We start from the raw sequence: 18935 nt of genomic DNA, 5'->3' as shown, positions 1-18935 counted from the left end.
TCATCCCCCTGTAGCCGCTTTCATTATTCGATCCTGCGAAGCCTCTTCAATCGGCAAATTTGCAGTTAATTTTCCTTCACTCATTACAAGCACTCGATCACACATCCCGAGAATTTCAGGAAGGTCCGAAGAAATCATCAATACAATGGAACCGTTTTCAACCAACTGATTCATCAAGCGATAAACCTCAACTTTTGCCCCTACGTCTATCCCTCTGGTCGGTTCATCAAAGATAAACACCTTCGCATGTGTGCATAACCACTTGGCAATAACAACCTTTTGCTGATTTCCGCCACTCAAGTTCCTGGAGTGAAGTTCAATGTTACCAGGACGAATTTTTAACTCTTTTACATACTTTTGTGCTTCCCTGCGCATTTCTTTTACATCCAGCAAACCTGTATTGCCTTTAAATTTGTCCATATTCGCTATAGCAATATTAAAGTCAAGCGTCATGTCGAGCAGTAGACCTTCACTTTTGCGATCCTCTGTAATAAAAGCGATCCCTGCATTTATGGCGTCGCGTGGAGATTTGATCTTCATTTCCTGACCATCAATAAAGACCTTCCCGCTCTTTTGGTGATCAACACCAAAAATAGATCTGGCCAATTCTGTACGGCCCGCACCTACAAGTCCAGAGATGCCAACAATTTCTCCATAATGGATTGAAAAATTAACAGGTTCGCTCGTGCCTGCTACGATTAAATCTTCAACACGAAAGCCCTCTTTTCCAAGTGTAAAGGACTGTTTTGGAAACTTTTCATCTAATGATCGTCCCACCATCAGTTCAATCCAGTAATCACTATCTGTAGTTTTAACTGGTAAGGTTTCGATTTTAAATCCATCCCGGAGAATAGTTATCCGATCACCAAGGTGTTTAATCTCCTCAAGACGATGGGAAATAAAGATAATGGCGATGCCTTTTTTCTTAAGCTCTTCGACCACTTTATAGAGCTGTTCTACTTCCTGGGCGCTTAAACTGGATGTAGGTTCATCCATAATAATTAATTTGGCATCTAACGTGATTGCTTTGGCAATTTCAACTAACTGCTGCTGACCAATACCTAGTGTTCCCAGTTGTTTTTCTGCAAGTTTCGGGCTTTGGCCAAGCATCTCCAAGCAGCGCTCCGCCTCTTTCCGCATTGCTTTATGGTTAAGCAAGGACATTTTTCCACCGTGTTTTAATTCTCTGCCAAGAAAGATATTTTCATAGACTTTCAGTTCAGGAATGACATTCAATTCTTGATAAATGGTTGCAATGCCTAGTTTCATGGAATCAACAGGGTTATTTAGTGTTACCACGTTCCCTTCCCAATAGATTTCTCCTGCATCCTTTTGATGCACGCCTGTTAAAATCTTGATTAAAGTAGATTTTCCTGCACCGTTTTCCCCCAGCAGAACATGTACTTCACCCGGTTTTACGTCAAGATCGATTCCCTTTAATACATGATTTTGAGCAAAACTTTTCTTAATTCCTTTAATTTCAAGGAGGCTCCCTGCACGTACAACCATATATGGTCTCCTTTCTGCAATTATCCATTTTGGATTTTAATTAGTTTTTTGGTAAAGCGCTTACCCTATATCGATAGAAAGACATACTGATTTTCAAAACAAGACATCAAATAGCTTCATTTGGGTAAGCGCTTTCCTCTTAATTATATTCTAACCTACTCCTATTGGAAATTTCAATTCCTTTTTTTTAAATGAACAAAAAATTATTATGTGTTTAGCAAATAGTGATCAAGTTATTGTTATTTTACTTGACCATGGCTATCTTTTCTTATTTATATTTGGTGATATAGTGGTTAACTTATAGTGATCTAATGTTTATATCTCTACTTTTAAGGTATCCCATGCCTTTAGTTTTTCTAATGAAGTTATATAGTAATTGGTCAGAACCTGAAGATAATTTGGTCCTTTAACCGCTGTAAAAGGATTCGGACCTTCCGCAGTCATTTCCATAATAATTGGCCCAGTATAATTGATTTCATGTAATGCTTCAACTTGGCCTTTTATATTGGAATGGCCATTTCCCACAGCTTGACGATTAGAATCGGCTACATGATACACTCCTAACTTACTTCCTGCTTTTCTTAATGCATCAATAGGGTCTGCTTCCTCAATATTCATATGATAGGCATCTAAAAGAATAGATAAATTCGGACTGTTTACTGAATAAAGTAGTTTCATAGCCTCTTGATTTGTAATAATTTGATGGTTCTCATAGCGATTTAACACCTCGAACACTACTTTGATATTTAATGCTTCGGCTTTCTTCATCACTATCTTGGAACTTTCAACAAGAAGCTCCCAGTCCTTCGCAAAATCTCCACTTCCAACTATTTTTCCCACATCGCCATGTAAACAAATTCGTTTTGCACCTAAATCGTTTGCCCAATCCAATAGATTTAAAAAGTAGCCTACTGCTTCTAGTCTTATATCTTCATTTTCACTGGATATATCCACATTATCAGGTGTAACAGATAAGACCTTTAACTCGTATCTAGACAAGATATTTGCTAGTTCCCTTGGATCTTGCGTAAGATCACCTTGAACTTCTACACCATCTACACCAATATCCTTAGCTAATTTACACTTTTCCTCTATAGAAATATCTCCAAAAGTCCATAAACATAAACCATATTCTCTACTCATTTTACTTCCTCCTAGTTACTAATTTTATTTAATATTCTTTTATAAGTACTCTACTATATTTAAAAATTAACAAAGTTTTCAGTTCATTATTTTATATATGATTCTAGTACTACTTGAAAATATAAAACCGGACCTCACATTTATAATCGGTCTTTAACCTATCTTACAATCCTTACCCTGATTTACATCATATTTACCTCTAAACTCATCCTCTATTTGTTCCAGTGTCAGCCCTCTTGTCTCTGGTAAGTTTTTCGCAACAAATAATACCCCAATGAATCCAAACACAGCAAATAAGAAAAAGGTTCCTGACAGTCCAAGTATACTTAAAAGAGTAGGGAAAAATAGTCCTACTAGAAAATTGCAAATCCATTGGGAGCATGTAGCAATCCCCATACTAAGACCACGCAGGCGAACTGGGGCAATTTCAGCTATTACGAGCCAGCCTAAAGGTCCAATAAACCCTTGAAAAAAGGCTAAGTAAGTTACTGTCAATGTTAATACGATAAATGGTAAAATCGGTGAGTCGGTTAGCGCAATATTAGTAATCCCAATCGCTATTAGAACCACTGTAACACCAATAAAACCTGTAAGCAGCATCGTCCGTCTATTCACTTTGTTAAGAAGGGACATACCCACAATAACGGCAATAACGGCAATTAATCCATTTGCTACGTTTGCAATCAAAGCTGTCTTGGTTCCAAAACCAGCATTTTCTAAGATTTGAGTTCCATAATACATAATAGAATTTATTCCTACCAATTGAGCAATTGACCCGACTACAACCCCTATTCCTACCATATATCGAACCCAAGGTACCTTTAATTCTTTTAGTGATGCTTTTTCTACTTTTTGCGATTCTTGAATATGTGCTTTTATTTCATTTAATTCTTGTTGTGCAATACCCTCATTACGAATCATTTTCAAGACCTTCAACGCTTCAGCCATTTTTCCTTTTGAGGCTAACCATCGAGGGCTTTCTGGTAGAACAGCGACTCCAAACCATAAGGCCACTGCCGGTAAGGTTGCAACAACTAACATATAACGCCAAACATGTCCTGTATCACCAAATGCATTTCCAATAATAGCGTTAAATACATAAGCTAGAAATTGCCCAGTAACAATCATTAATTCATTTCGTGTAACCATCCTGCCCCGATGTTCCGAAGGAGACATTTCTGAAAGATAGGAGGGTATGATTACCGAAGAACCGCCGACAGCAAGGCCTAGAATGAAGCGGAAAATAATCATTACTGTTGCATTTGGTGCGGTAACGCAGCCCAATGTTGCAAATAAAAAGATAATAGCGAGATAAAGTATTAGACTTCTGCGCCCTTTTCGATCGGATAACTGTCCTCCCATTATTGAACCAAAGGCAGCTCCTAACGTTAGAGAACTTGCTACAAGTCCTTCTGTAAGAGGGGTAAGATTTAATTGTTCGGGCTTTGCCATAAATGGTAGTGAACCATTCATAACTCCTGTATCATATCCGAATAATAGCCCCCCAAATGTTGATACAGTGGTAATTAATTTCAAAAACTTTTTTGGGTTCTTTTTCGTAAAATGATCCAATTGCACACCCTTATTTGAAATATTCTCCATATAGAAATTCCCCTTATATTTATAAGTGATAAACTCTTGGGCAAAACAACTGTAAAATCTATCTAAGATTACAAAAATCCAAACGTAAAACTTCCATGGGTTTTCAAACTATATAACGCTTACAAATTTCCTTTCAAGCATCTCCCTTTTCTATGTAAAATGGAATGAAATCCTGTTCTGGTGTAAACTTACATCACCCTCAGAAAGTGGATAAGAACTTATCTTTCGTTCTTCGATATTGGAGCCGTTGAATCACGAACAATCAAGAGTGGAGACATAACTACCCGTTGCATCACTTTATTTGATGGTTCTTTCTTATTGGTAATTTCATCAACAAGCAACTCCACTGCTTTGGCTCCCATCTCTTCTATAGGTTGAGCGATAGTTGTTAATGGCGGGTCACTAAGTTTTGCCAAAATACTATTATCAAAACCAATGATAGATAACTCATGAGGGATTTGTATCTTCAGAGTTCTTGCTGCCCGGAAAACACCAAAAGCAAGTAATTCTGTCGAAACAAAAATGGCTGTGGGCCTGTTTTCCTGGTTTCCCAATAAATTCAAGCACACTTGTCCACTGTCATCCAAATCTAAGGAACTATATAGGATCGTTAAATCATCAGAAGATAGCCCAGAATCTATTAATCCTTCTTTAAATCCCTTTACCCTGTTTTTTATAGAAGGAATATTGATGTTTTCTACGATCATCGCTATTTTCCGATGGCCTAACTGTGCTAAATATGTACCAGCTTCATACCCACCCTGAAAATCGTCTACCATTACTATATGAATGGGTAAATTAGGAACATCACGAGAAAGCATCACAACTGGAGTATCACTCTCTATTAATTGTTGAAAAGCACGCCTATTTTTTAAACCAGTTGCAATAATCATTCCGTCTACATATTTTTGTTTCAACATAGATATATATTCATCTTCTTTGGTACTGTCATTATCAGTGCTGCATATTATGACATTAAACCCTTTTTTACGACCGTTGTCCTCAATTGCTCTTGTCACTTCAGCCATAAATGGATTGGAAATATCAGGAATCAACAAACCGATTGTTTTCATTGCCTTTTTAACGGAAGAAGCAATATTTGGCTGAAACTGTAATTCATCAATGACCTCCCAAATTCGCTTCCTAGTCTTTTCACTAATACTTCCCTTTCCGTTTAGTACCTTTGATACAGTAGATATAGAAACATCTGCTTTTTTTGCAACATCATAAATGGTTGGCTTCAATGCTTATCTCCCTTTCCCCAATTTCTATTTTTCATTATAAACACAGTTATTAGGAAAAGGGGCAATTTTTATCCGTTAAACGGTCATTAAAACATTATTTTCTACTTTAACTGGCTTTTTCTCCTTATATGATTCTATACATGCAAGAGCGATTAACAACGCAGAACGAGCATCTTCTCCAGTAACAGAAGTAGGTTTATTGTTCTTTACTGCATCCACAAAATCTTTTAATTCATCTACATAAGCATCAAAGAGCAAGTCCTGATCGTAGCGCAAAGTATTATAACTTGCTCCCTCTTTTGTATACCTAGTCATACTTGATTCGCGAATGCTTCCCATCTGTAACATCCCTTCTGAACCAAAGACCTCCCCACGGACATCATACCCATATACCGCTTGGAAGTTTGCTTCTGCAACAGCAATAGCGCCATTATCAAATCTAATACTTACAACAGCTGTATCGAGTAAACCTTTATCTTTATATTCTGGCGCTACCAAAGCATCTGCCATGACAAATACTTCAACTGGTTTTGCATTTGGATTTAGGTATAAAAGTGTATCAAAATCATGAATAAGTGTTTCTAAAAAAATAGTCCACTCAGGTTTATTTGGATTACCTAATTCTGGATCTCTCGTTAAAGATCGTAATAATTGTGGTGTACCAATTTTTCCAGCAACGATTTCTTCATGCGCGCCTTTGAAGCCTTTTGAAAAGCGACGGTTAAATCCAACTTGTAATGGCACTTTCATCTCCTTAACAACTTGAAGAACTTCATCTGCTTCTTCTAGTGTTATCGCCATTGGTTTTTCACAAAAAACAGCTTTTCCGTTTTTTGCAGCAGCAATAACATTACTTGCATGTGTTCGTGCTGGTGAAGCAATAATAACTGCATCTACATTGGGGTCCTGCATCATTTCAAGTGGATCTGTATACGTTTTTATATGTAATCCTAATTCATTTGCAAATTTTTCTGCAGCACCGGGAAATGGATCTGCTACTGCATATAAAACAGCATCTGGTATTCGTTTTGCTATACTTTCTCCGTGAAAAGCCCCCATTCTGCCAGCACCTAATAACCCAACCTTTAATGGACTCATTTCAAACACTCCTCATCACTTTAAGAAATACTTTTTTCTTTTGAAAAAAGCTCACTAGCTTTTAGGAAAGTTCTTTCCTAACTATTTTTCATTGTAACCACTTACAAATAAATCGTCAATTACTTTTATTCAATTTTTTGAAAATACATGAAATTAAAACTGAATTGATAAATCATTGAACATTTTTAGAAGGAAAATCTGATCATAAACATTTTAAATATTATGCACGTCTTCTATTTAGAGTCTCGTTACTTTTATAATTGATTGATTTTTAGGAAAGTGCTTTCCTTATTTTCTAAATCACCCTCATTTCTAGTACGTTAAAAAAAAGATACAAATTATTAACTTATTTCCATTATTAATTCCAATTTCAAAACTATTATTTTTTTGCTTTCTACATTTTCTTTTAATTCACATTAATTACACCATTTTATTAAGTGATTTTGCTCACCTGCTTAAACATCTTGTTCTTTTTAAAAGCATAAAATGCTTGTGAATATTTTGAAGAGAGATCCACTTAAATAGTAAAAGATCCCCCTTTTTAATGAAAAAGGGGGATCTTTTTTCAAAACCGAACTAGCCAGACTTTAGTTCTAATTTGGAAACATGTACTAATTGAATATTAAATTGATTGTTTTTTTCCTGTATTTCACAAAAACCGGAGGCGTACTTGAATATCAATATATAAACTTTTCCACCATAAATGACATCAATACATTTCATAGACTCTCCATCCTAATTCAAAAAAACAATTATTTTTTTATCCAAATTTAAGAAGTGCAGCACAAGGACACTGAGACATTTACTATGTACCAGTCTTGCTTTTGTCGACAGATTTTTCAACAGCGATTTCAGCATGACCTTTCCCCCAAATGATGATAAGGAGCACAGCCACTAATCCTAGTATCCCGACAAAATAAAAACCCGCTTTAATTCCCATAAGTGAATTAAAGATTCCTGCAAAAAATGGCCCCGCAAAGATGCCAATCGCATAAATCGCCTGATAGGCACCCATTGCCGTTGCTCTTTTTTCAGGTGCAATTTTTTCAATCGCCAAACCTAACAGCAACGGGAAAATTAAGCCCAGTGAAAATCCGCTAAAAATCTGTACAGCCAATAATAATCCTTTACTCTGAACAAACGGGAGCAGTATCGTAAAAACAGAGGCAAGGAAAAAGGCAGTTTTGAGGGCATTCCATTCACCTAAAAGTGGTACCAATACTCTCCCCATAAAAAGAGTCGCAAAGGCGTGAGGGACCATAAACGCAAACACGATCCAAGTTAGCTCACTTTTCGTAAAGCCAATATAGAGGGCATAGTTGGATGTAAAGCCAAACATTGTTGAGAAAATAATACTATGTGCCAATATCGAAAGAAGAGCCACCTTTAACAATGATGGTTCTTTTATAACAGCCGCAAGATCCTTCACTTTTAGCGGCTCTCTCTCTATCCCTTCTTTTGATTCAAAAATAAACAGGGACAGGATTACACCGAGAATGCTGAAAGATACAGCCAACAAAAATAGAGCTTTCCACCCCCATTCACTTACGATTGAACCACTGAAACTCATCCCTAAAAACTGGGCAAGTACGACAATAAATGAAATACTCCCCATTGCCCGATGGACCTCATGGTCAGCAAAATAACTTGGATATAAGACGGTAAAGGCAACCCACGTAGCTGCAGAAATTCCTGCAAGCGCGCGGGCTCCGAGAATCCAGCCTAAACTATCTGTTAGTAAAAAAATTACACAACTAAACATGCTGACCAACATGCCAAAAATGATAAATGGTTTCCTAACTTTCTTTACATCCGAAAAGATCCCAATTGGAAGTCTGCATAAAAGCTGCATAACCCCGTAGCTGCTCAATACGATCCCAATAAATGTATACTTTCCGCCCAACGATTCCATATAAGGTGAAAAAATAGGAACATAGAGAAATTGCGGAAACCAAAATAGAAAGGAAACCACAATAAACATATATTTGTTTCGATTCGTTCGTAATGTACTCAGAGTTGCCACTTCCAATCTAATAATATTTAGAAAAAACCGGGCAAAATCGGCAAGGTTCGGTTTGGTATCGAAAACTTTTAGAAATGTAATATAAAATGATGTAGAAGGGGCGCCAACAGATCTTATTGACGACCGGAAGACATGTAAATGATTCTACCGGGTCGCCAATAGACCTTATTGATGACCGAGAGCCAAGTAATTGATTCTTCTGGGTCGCCAATAGATCTTATTGACGACCGAGAGCCAAGTAATTGATTCTTCTGGGTCGCCAATAGACCTTATTGACAACCAGGAGCCAAGTAATTGATTCTACCGGGTCGCCAATTACCACGTGATATTAGTCTTCGTATATAAAATGTACAGTGAAGGAATGGCAATATCTCAATAAAAAATGACTATCAAATTATAACCCTTTGATAGTCATTTTTATTGTTTGCGATCGTTGTTGGAACCGATTGATCTTATGCTTTATAACTTGATCTAAACTCTCTAATCTTCTCTTTGACTGTTTCTTTCACAGCTTCCTTACCTGGTGTAAGGATTGCCCGGGCGTCATACACTTCTTTGTCGTTCTCTAGTACATTTCGAACCGCTCTCGTCCATGCCTGCAAGCATTCTGTATTCACATTAATTTTGGCATGCCCTAGTTCAATAGCTTGATGGACTTGGTGTAATGGGATGCCTGAACCGCCATGTAAGACAAGCGGCACATTGGTTAATTCTGAGATCTCTTTCATTTCAGCGAACCCTAATTTTGGTTCACCTTGATAGGGACCATGCACAGAGCCAAGAGCCGCTGCTAGTGCATCAATGTTTGTTTCTTTGACAAGCTGTAAACATTCCTGTGGATCCGCATAATTAATGCCGCCGATAAGACCATCTTCGTTACCACCCACGGTTCCTACCTCTGCTTCGACTGTGACACTATGAAGCCGCGCATAGTCAGTCACTTGCTTTGTCATAGCAATATTTTCTTCAATGGAATAGTGTGAACCGTCAATCATCACGGAAGTATATCCAGCATCAATGGCTTCTTTACATCTTTCGACACTATTTCCATGGTCAAGATGAAGCGCAACGGGAACCGTAATCTTCTTTTCCTCTACAATTCTATTTACCATCATAGCTATCGTCTTAAATCCGCCTAAATAATCTACTAGTCGGTCGGATGAGGCTACAATGATAGGAGACCGTTCCTCTTCAGCTGCCTCCAGCATCGCTTCTGCCCATTGAAAGCTGTTGATATTAAATTGCCCTACCGCATACTTTTCTTTTTTCGCCTTCTCAAGCATTTCTTTCATTGGAACTAATCTTGATGTTGTGATCATGTCCATCCCACCTCTCTTGTCAGAATTTTCAAACTCATTAAGGCGGATCAAATTCCAGAGAATTTGATCCAACCCTTATTATTTAATATTGTCTTGCTGTTTCTAATTTTTGTTTTCTTGCTTCAAACGCCTTTTGAATGCTTTCTTTATGGGATACTTCCGCAATCCCGACATTCCACCAGCTGTCATAGCCGTCCGTCATGGTTTTTGGAAGAACTTTAATATCGATAAGTGTAGATCCTTCTTGCTGTTTGGCATCTTCTAAAGCTTCTTTCAGCTGTTCAACTGTATTCACGCGGTACGTCTTTGCACCATAGCCTTCTGCCACTTTTGCATAATCGATAGTTAAGATTTTATTATCATGTGTTCTGAATTCCGTATAGAAACTGTCGCTTCCATTTTCCATTTGTAAATTGTTAATACAGCCCCAACCTGAGTTATCAAATAGGACGATATTGACCTTTTGATTGTATTGGATTGCGGTAATGAATTCAGAGTGCATCAACAAGAAGCTGCCATCACCTACTAGTGAATAGACTTCTTGATTTGGCGCAGCCAATTTGGCTCCTAAGGCGCCTGATACTTCATAGCCCATACAGGAATAGCCGTACTCAACATTATACGTATTTGTTACCGTTGGATTCCAAATGCGCTGTACATCTCCTGGCAGGGATCCTGCTGAAGTAATAATGATGCTGTCAGGGGCAACTGTTTCATTAACAGCTAATAGTGCCGTTGTCTGCGCAAGCTCCGTGTTAAGCGCATCCGCATACTCATTTAGTACTTCTTGAGTAAAGTTATTTTTCACTTCCGGCTGAAAATTTTCACGGTTGTAGGTTACTTGGCTCAAGCGGTTGCGCTCCGCCGTCCATTCTTCCTTCAATTCAGAAATGATTGGGCCGAATTCACTTTCATATCCGTCTAATAATGGGGCCAATTGCTCCAATGTGGTTTTGGCATCTGCTACCACTTGGAAAGCATCCAATTTATAAGCTTGCAGACGGCTGACATTGATATTTAAGAACTTAGTTGTTTCAAAGTTAAAAGCCGTTTTCGAAGAAGTGGCAAAATCCGTGTATCGTGTACCGATACCAATGATTAAGTCAGCTTGACGGGCGGCTTTATTGGAAGCCAATGTACCAGTTATCCCCATTCCGCCTAAATTATTTTCAAAATCAGACTCAACAGTGGATTTACCAGCTTGTGTTTCTACTAATGGGATATTATGTTTTTTGGATAGAGCAACTAAAATATCACGAGCCTGTGAATACTTTGCTCCTCCACCAACTAAGATCACTGGCTTTTTACTTGCTTTAATTAGTTCTGCAGCTCCATTTAATTCACGTTCAACCGGTGCTTTGCGATCTACATAATGGACACGCTTTTCAAAGAATTTCTCATCATAATCGCACGCTTCCCCTTCTACATCCTGGGAAATACAAATTGTAGCAGGGCCTGATTTTCCTGGATCTGTCATCACTTCAAAAGCACGAATTAAACTGGACATTAGCTGTTCTGGTCGTGTAATTCGATCCCAATATCTTGAAACTGGTTTTAAGGCATCATTTGTGGTAACGGCTGCGCTATATTCTTGTTCTACCTGCTGTAGTACTGGATCTGGCTGGCGGGTAGCAAACGTATCTCCCGGTATAAGCAGCATTGGAATATTGTTGGCAAGAGCGGTAGCTGCAGCTGTGACTAAGTTTGCAGAACCTGGTCCAACAGAGGTTGTTACGGCATAAATTTTTTGACGAAGCATTTGTTTACCGTAAGCCATTGCTGCAAGAGCCATTCCTTGTTCATTTTTCCCTTGAATGACTTTTAGATGCCCCGGATCTTGTTCAAGCGCCTGGCCAATACCGAGAACATTTCCATGTCCAAATATAGCGAAGACCCCTTCAACAAACGGAGATTCCTGGCCATCCACATGGATATATTGCTGATTTAAAAATTTGATTAAAGCTTGTGCCGTTGTTAATCTAATTTTTCCCATGGCTATTTTCACCTCTAGCTTAATTGTTCTGCTTTTTCCGATCTTTCTTCAATCAATTGTTCAATTTCAGCCACTGTTGGCATTGCTTCTGAAGAACTGTGTTTACTTACAACAATTGCTGCAGACGCACTGCCGAATTTTAAAGCCGTTTCAATATCTTTACCTGAAATTAACGCATATAAGAAGGCAGAGGCGTAGGAGTCTCCGGCACCAAACGTTTTTAGTACTTTTGTTAAGTAAGCATGGCCTCTGAACGTTTCTCCTGACTTTGTATACGCATAGGATCCTTCTACACCATGCTTAATAACGACTAATTCTGGAGAATACTTAAACAATTGTTCAATGGTTTCAGCGTTGCTTCCTTCAGTCACATTTTCCATTACATCAAATTCATCGCGTGTACCAACAACGACGTCTGCCTGCTGTGCTACTAATGTATAATAAACAGATGTTTCTTCAAGGGATGTCCATGTGTATCCGCGATAGTCTAATTCGAATACTACTTTTACGTCATTTTTCTTTGCTAGTTGAATCGCTTTTAACACCGCTTCACGTGAAGGACTTTTGGCAAGAGCAGTTCCTGATACTAGCAGAACCTTCGCCTTTTTAATATAGTTTTCATCTACTTCTGATGGTTGCAAATAGAGATCCGCTACTTCATCACGATACATCAAAATGCTGCATTCTTCCGGACTCTTAATCTCTGTAAAAGCCAAGCCTGTCTTATGACCTTCTTGATCCACTACCATGTTGGATGTATCAACACCCACACCGCTCATATATTGCTCAATAAACCGTCCATGCTGATCATTGGCAAGTTTTCCAATAAAACCTGCTTTTAAACCAAGCTTCGATGAGCCGATGGCGATATTGGCTGGTGAACCGCCCACATATTTTTTAAATGTCATCGTTTCTTCCATTGGACGATTGTATTCCACTGCGTTCAAGTCCATGCATGCACGACCAATTGCAATCAAATCAAACTCTCTATCAGAACTAAATTGAATTTTCATGTTTAAAAGCCACTCCTTTTTATTTGCGATTTAGAATCCATTCATGGGCTGGTTCGTTGTAGAATTTCCAAATACGTGTTGGGCCTGCCATAACATTTAAATAATAGGATTCATAACCATCAGGTACACCAACTGGATGATAGCCGGCAGGTACTAAAACGACATCACCATGCTCGACAGCCATGGTTTCATCTATTGAACGGTCATCTGTATAGACGCGCTGGAATACAAATCCTTGCTGCGGGTTCATTTCATGGTAGTAGCTTTCTTCTAAAAATGATTCATCTGGCAAATTATCCTGATCATGCTTATGTGGTGGATAGCTTGACCAGTTCCCACTTTCTGTGAATACCTCTACAACTAGTAAACTATTAGCAGATGGATTGGAATCTGGCAGGATATTATGGACTAAACGCTTATTGCTGTATTTTCCTCTATTTTCAATTCCATTCTCATCTGCCTTTATTAACTTTGTAGGAAGTTGATTGTTCGATGGTGAATAGCAAAGAGCCACACGAGCTTGTGTAACACCCTCCACCTCAAAAGAACGGTCATTGGAAACATAAACACTGTCGGTTGGTTTCTTTTCAAAAACGTTTTCCCTTGTGCCGATATTCTCAAAAACTTCTTCGCCAGCCGTCACATTTATTTTTCCTGTTAAGGCAACTATGCAGCATTCCACTTTGCTTAAGTCTTCTGTATACTTAGCACCCGGGGCTAAATCGACTACTTTGAAACCAACATATTCTAACGGGGAGTTTTCACTAGTTACTTCCTGAACGATGGTAACTCCTGGTGAAGTTTCGTTTTGTTTGGGTTTTCGGAGCAATTTACTCACGTGTAATCCTCTCCTATCTATGTAATAGCTATTATCCTGACTGTAAGAGACAGGATAATAGCCTTTTTATGATGCTGATATTTATTCGAATGAAGGTGTTTTATAGTTTGCTGTAACCACTTTTTTATGTGTGTAGAATTCTACGCCGTCTTTTCCGTTCGCAGGTAATGTTCCAAAGAAGGAAGATTTCCATCCTGAGAATGGGAAGAAAGCGATTGGTGCTGGAACACCTAAGTTAATACCAAGCATTCCTGCATCAATATTCTCACGGAAGTAACGAATGGAAGATGCATTTGAAGTATAGATACATGCGCCGTTTGCAAATTCTGATTTATTTGCGGTTTCCACAGCTTCTTTTAGATTTTTCACACGAACGATGGAAAGTACTGGTGCGAAAATTTCATCTTTCCAGATCGTCATATCAGTTGTCACATCATCGAAAATAGTTGGTCCAACAAAATATCCTTCTTCAGGAGCATTTTCACGGCCATCACATACTAGTTTAGCACCTTCATCAATACCTGTTTGGATATATCCTAATGTACGCTGCTGATTTTGTTCGCGAATAACTGGTCCTAAGAATACTCCCTCGTCAAGGCCATGTCCGATTTTGACTGCTTTTGATTTCTCGACTAATTTCTCAAGAAACTCATCTGCTATTCCTTCTTCTACGGTTACAACGGCACAAGCCATGCAACGTTCGCCAGCCGAACCAAACGCTGAAGCAATAACGTTTGTTGTGGCAAGCTCTAAATCTGCATCGTTTAAAACGATGGAGTGGTTTTTCGCACCTGTTAGGGCTTGAACACGTTTTAGATTTTGGCTTCCGCGCTTATAAACATATTCTCCAACCGGCTTTGAACCTACGAATGAAATAGCTTTTACTTCTGGGTGGTCTAACAGTCCATTTACTACATCATGTGCACCATGAACCACATTAAATACGCCCTTAGGAAGACCAGCTTCTTCTAATAGTTCTGCTAATCGATTAGCTAATAATGGTGTTCTTTCAGATGGTTTAAGAACGAATGTATTTCCAACGGCAATGGCGGTTGGGAACATCCAGCATGGTACCATCATTGGAAAGTTAAATGGTGTAATTCCGCCAACGACCCCTATTGGATAACGAAAATTAGTGACCTCAACATCTGTTGCAATCGTTGAAAGTGAATCTCCCATCATCAGTGTAGGAGCACCTGATGCAAATTCCACATTTTCAATTCCACGTCCTACCTCACCTAGTGCTTCAGAAAGGTTTTTACCGTTTTCGATCGTGATAATACGAGCCAATTCTTGTTTATTCTTTTCTAATAATTGTTGGAATTTAAATAGAACTTTCGTACGTTTTGTAACAGGTACCTTTTTCCAGCTTTCGAACGCCTTTGCAGCGACTTCAACTGCATAATCCAACTCTTCTTTTGTTGAAAGTGGAACCTTTGCAATAATTTCCTTTTTAGCAGGATCGTAGATATCTTCAAACTGTGTCGTTTTACTTTCGACCCATTCACCATTTATGTAATTTTTTAGAGTTTCAACTGTTACGATTACGTTAGACATTTTTTTCTTCCTCCTTTAGTTGGGTACAAGTTCTACAAAGACCACCTATCAGCCTAGAAACTAATAAGTTATCACTATATCGTTGTCACCTGTTGGTCACCTTTTGGTTATCTTTGATTACATGTTAATACTAAAACCGCTTTCAGTCAACAGTTTTTTATTACTTTTTAGATAAAAATTTACTATTAATAAAATGCACGTATGATTACAACTCTCCAGTTAAAAACTGTGCTTTTCCAAAACCAAAGCTCCAGTCAGCTGCCCCATTTGTAACGATTGAGACCATGATGTCGTTTGGTTCCATATCACAGGATTCTACCAGCTCTTTTACTAAGAGTTTATAAAATTCCTTCTTTTGTTTATCACTTCTTTGAGTACTTGTTACACTGACAATAACTAGATTCTGGCTTCTTCCAAATCCTAAACCAGTATCTTCGATGATTAATTCATGGGCAGGGTGCTGATTGATAATTTGGTAACGATCCCGTTCTGGTACGCCAAAGGCTTCTACAACAGCTCGGTGCGCGGCATCCAATAATAGTTTTATAGCATCCTTACCTCGTCCTTCTATTAAATCAAATCTAACTAACGGCATCTAATTTCCTCCCACTAATTGAATATTACCTACCAACTTAATATTAACTATTGATTAAGTTTTGGTTATATTATGATTATATCATAATGATTAGAATATTCGTCAACCACTTTCTTCGATCCCACAAAAAAAGTCTCTTCTCAAAGATTGAGAAAAGACTTCTAATATAAATAGACGATTAAATATGTAGACCCTCTCTAATGGATTTCAACGTAACTTCATTGGACCACTCTGGTCTATCAGGGTAAGCAAACACTGAATTTGTTACAATTCCATCAAACTTCATTTCTCTTAATTTCCGGTATAAAGCATCAAAATTTATTTCCCCTTCACCAGGATTCAAGTGCTGGTGGATTGTGACATTTGCATTGGGAGGATTAATAATATATCTTAATCCGAAGGCTGCTTTATGATTAAGTGTGTCAGCAATTAAAACATGGGCAAGTAAATCTCCCGCTTCCTCTAGGTGTTGGGCTACATCGCCGATCCCATCGTCATAAAAGAAAGCATGGGGGACAGAATAAACTAATTTGATCCAATCTTTATCGAAGGCACGAATCATTCGGATGGCTTCAGTGTTTAACTCGATAAAATCATTTGGATGGGATTGTAGATTTAAATCAATCCCCTCTTTTTCAAAAATAGGCATTAGCTCTTCCATTGATTTTACAAAAGCAGCTTCACTTTCCACTGGACGGCTTTTGTCACCAGCGAATTCACTGTTCATTAAATCTACTCCTAAATCAGAAGTGATTTCAATACAGCGTTTCCAATTTCTTACGGCAGCTTGGCGTTCTTGTTCATCTGGTGAAGACCATTGTTGAACAGGAAGGACAGAAGAGATTCGAACACCAGCATCGGAACAATATCTTTTTAAGTCCTTTATCAATTGCCTATCAACCTTTGGATATTCGTAGAACCAAATAAAATCTTTACGCGGTGATAACTCTACCCATTCATATCCTAATCTAGCAACTGTATCAATTGTTTCTTTAAGATTCGTATTGTCACGATAATGTGACGGATCGTATGCTAAACGCATGCTAATTTCCCCCTTCTTTAGTAGGCCAAAGCACTTTCAAGTTAATCAACTTAAGATATCCAACTTTTTATTATATGTTGGTTAACTTTTGGTTATTTATAAGTACATATTAATACGAACAGTGCCAATAATCAATATATTTTTATCAATTAAACAAAAAAACCCTTCTAAAATGGAAATAGCCAAAAAGAAGGGTTTTAGCAAAAATCCGCTAGTCAGCGATAACAAGCTGAATTTGGTTATTCCTAGCGTATTCTTGGTAAGTCTCATCCGGAAGTTTATCCGTAATTAAAAAATCAAGCTCATTTAGACTACAATAGGTCATTAATCCATATCGGCCGAATTTATCGTGGTCTATCAATAGATAGACCTCAGAGCTGCGATTAACAATGGTCTTTTTTAATTCACTTTCCAAAGGAGAAGCGTTCGTTACTCCGTTTACCAATGAAATACCCGTAGAAGCCATAAAGGCTTTTTTAATATTATAATCTTTAAATAACTCCATATTTCTTGGATTAACAAAGGAATTGGTTTTACGGTCAAGCATCCCTCCTACAGAGATCACATTGAGATTCTCAAACGGAAGGGCACGAACGATAAAGTCGATACTATTCGTAAAAATGGTCAGGTTTTTCTCCTTTAGAAAATCAAACATTTCAATTGTAGTGGTGCCCGAATCGATGAAGATAAAATCCCCATCCTCTACAAAGCTAGCTGCCTTTTCTGAAATTAATGCCTTTTGTTCTTGATTACGTATTTGTCTATCTTGAAAAGGTTCAAGTTTTTTATGAACGACCGATACACCACCATAGACTTTTTTGAGATCTCCCCGGTCAACTAAATCCTGAACATCACGTCTAATCGTATTTTTAGATACATCAAAAACTTCTACTAGTTCATCTAATGAGGCAGATTGATGTTCGATCACATAATCATGTATTTTTTTGATGCGTTTATCCTTTATCATTTTAATTTCACCCTATGCTATTGTTATCGCTTACGTTATATCTATTCTATCTCCATAGTACCAACAAATAACCAGAACTTCATTATTTTTTATAAAAAGGATGAAATATTTTTATTTTATTCTTAAACGAATCATGCATTTATTTAGAAATCACAAGCCGGATAGAATTTTTTTTAGCATATTCTCTGTAAGTTGTATTTGGGGATTTATTAGTAACTAGGTAATCAATTTCATCTAAATTACAATAGGTCATTAACCCATATTTATCAAATTTATCGTGGTCCACTAATAAAAAAACCTCTGAACTTCTTTTAACGATCGCCTTTTTTAATTCACTTTCTAATGGCGATGCATTCGTTACCCCGTTAGAGAGTGAGATACCGGTAGATGCCATAAAGGCTTTCTTTATATTGTAGTTACTTAGTAAGTCTATATAAAGCGGGCTTCCAAACGAATCGGTTTTTCGATCAAGTAACCCGCCGGTTGAGATAACGGTTAAATTTGTAAATGGAAGTGCACGGATAATTAATTCAATACTATTGGTAAAAATGGTCAAACTCTTGTCCTTAATATATTCAATCATTTCAATAGTTGTCGTTCCTGAATCGATGAAGACCACATCCCCATCGTCCACATAGCTAGATGCTTTTTCTACAATCGATGCTTTTTGGATTTGGTTTCGTGCTTTTCGGTCTTGAATGGACTCGAGTTTCTTATGAATAACAGATACACCGCCATAAACTTTTTTCAAGTCCCCCCGTTCTACCAGTGTTTGAATATCACGCCTAATGGTGTTTTTCGATACATCAAAGACCGAAACCAATTCGTCTAATGATGCAGATTTTTGCTTAATTACATAGTCATGAATTTTTTTGATGCGCTTTTCTTTAATCAATTCGTCTCACCCCCTATGAATCATTTGTTTTCCATGTATACAAATATATTATCATTACTTACCCAAAACTTCACTAATATTTTTTAAATAAAATTAT

General features: G+C 37.7%; 15 protein-coding genes. All 15 read right to left on the bottom strand.

The window, feature by feature from the left end; translation table 11 throughout:
• Positions 1-1509: a sugar ABC transporter ATP-binding protein gene (locus J7E81_RS19320; protein ID WP_215045048.1), complete on the bottom strand. Its 1509-nt coding sequence runs from the start codon at positions 1507-1509 to the stop codon at positions 1-3.
• Between the two features lie 315 nt (positions 1510-1824).
• On the bottom strand, positions 1825-2652 hold the full coding sequence (locus J7E81_RS19315) for a sugar phosphate isomerase/epimerase family protein (protein ID WP_215045046.1): 828 nt from the start codon (positions 2650-2652) through the stop codon (positions 1825-1827).
• A gap of 153 nt (positions 2653-2805) precedes the next feature.
• Positions 2806-4254 (bottom strand): sugar porter family MFS transporter, encoded by a 1449-nt coding sequence (locus J7E81_RS19310; RefSeq protein WP_215045044.1) that lies wholly within the window; start codon positions 4252-4254, stop codon positions 2806-2808.
• 218 nt (positions 4255-4472) lie between these two features.
• A complete protein-coding gene (locus tag J7E81_RS19305) occupies positions 4473-5498 on the bottom strand; it encodes a LacI family DNA-binding transcriptional regulator (RefSeq protein WP_215045042.1) in 1026 nt (341 codons plus the stop codon).
• A gap of 75 nt (positions 5499-5573) precedes the next feature.
• Positions 5574-6596: a Gfo/Idh/MocA family oxidoreductase gene (locus J7E81_RS19300; protein ID WP_215045040.1), complete on the bottom strand. Its 1023-nt coding sequence runs from the start codon at positions 6594-6596 to the stop codon at positions 5574-5576.
• Positions 6597-7401: 805 nt separating this feature from the next.
• A complete protein-coding gene (locus J7E81_RS19295; RefSeq protein ID WP_483861574.1) occupies positions 7402-8619 on the bottom strand; it encodes an MFS transporter in 1218 nt (405 codons plus the stop codon).
• A gap of 452 nt (positions 8620-9071) precedes the next feature.
• Positions 9072-9938, bottom strand: a complete 867-nt coding sequence (gene fba / locus J7E81_RS19290; protein ID WP_251028748.1) for a class II fructose-1,6-bisphosphate aldolase — start codon at positions 9936-9938, stop codon at positions 9072-9074.
• An 82-nt stretch (positions 9939-10020) separates the two neighbouring features.
• Positions 10021-11931 carry a 3D-(3,5/4)-trihydroxycyclohexane-1,2-dione acylhydrolase (decyclizing) gene (gene iolD, locus J7E81_RS19285; RefSeq protein ID WP_215045036.1) on the bottom strand — a complete coding sequence of 637 codons (1911 nt, stop codon included), beginning with the start codon at positions 11929-11931 and terminating at the stop codon, positions 10021-10023.
• 14 nt (positions 11932-11945) lie between these two features.
• Positions 11946-12944, bottom strand: coding sequence for a 5-dehydro-2-deoxygluconokinase (gene iolC / locus J7E81_RS19280; RefSeq protein WP_215045034.1), 999 nt, complete (start codon positions 12942-12944; stop codon positions 11946-11948).
• Between the two features lie 19 nt (positions 12945-12963).
• On the bottom strand, positions 12964-13782 hold the full coding sequence (iolB, locus tag J7E81_RS19275) for a 5-deoxy-glucuronate isomerase (RefSeq protein ID WP_215045032.1): 819 nt from the start codon (positions 13780-13782) through the stop codon (positions 12964-12966).
• Between the two features lie 81 nt (positions 13783-13863).
• On the bottom strand, positions 13864-15339 hold the full coding sequence (locus J7E81_RS19270) for a CoA-acylating methylmalonate-semialdehyde dehydrogenase (RefSeq protein WP_215045030.1): 1476 nt from the start codon (positions 15337-15339) through the stop codon (positions 13864-13866).
• 205 nt (positions 15340-15544) lie between these two features.
• Positions 15545-15934, bottom strand: a complete 390-nt coding sequence (locus J7E81_RS19265; protein ID WP_215045028.1) for a tautomerase family protein — start codon at positions 15932-15934, stop codon at positions 15545-15547.
• Between the two features lie 178 nt (positions 15935-16112).
• Complete coding sequence (locus J7E81_RS19260; RefSeq protein WP_215045026.1) at positions 16113-16976, bottom strand: sugar phosphate isomerase/epimerase family protein; 864 nt, start codon at positions 16974-16976, stop codon at positions 16113-16115.
• Between the two features lie 211 nt (positions 16977-17187).
• The gene (locus J7E81_RS19255) at positions 17188-17943 is read right to left on the bottom strand and encodes a DeoR/GlpR family DNA-binding transcription regulator (RefSeq protein WP_215045024.1); all 756 of its coding nucleotides are present in this window, start codon (positions 17941-17943) and stop codon (positions 17188-17190) included.
• Between the two features lie 139 nt (positions 17944-18082).
• On the bottom strand, positions 18083-18838 hold the full coding sequence (locus J7E81_RS19250) for a DeoR/GlpR family DNA-binding transcription regulator (RefSeq protein WP_215045022.1): 756 nt from the start codon (positions 18836-18838) through the stop codon (positions 18083-18085).
• Positions 18839-18935 lie beyond the last annotated feature (97 nt).

The organism is Bacillus sp. ISL-18 (assembly GCF_018613415.1).
In the GTDB taxonomy this organism is placed as follows: domain Bacteria; phylum Bacillota; class Bacilli; order Bacillales; family Cytobacillaceae; genus Neobacillus.
The sequence above is the reverse complement of the archived record's forward strand: the minus strand, read 5'-3'. Positions and strand labels throughout refer to the sequence as shown.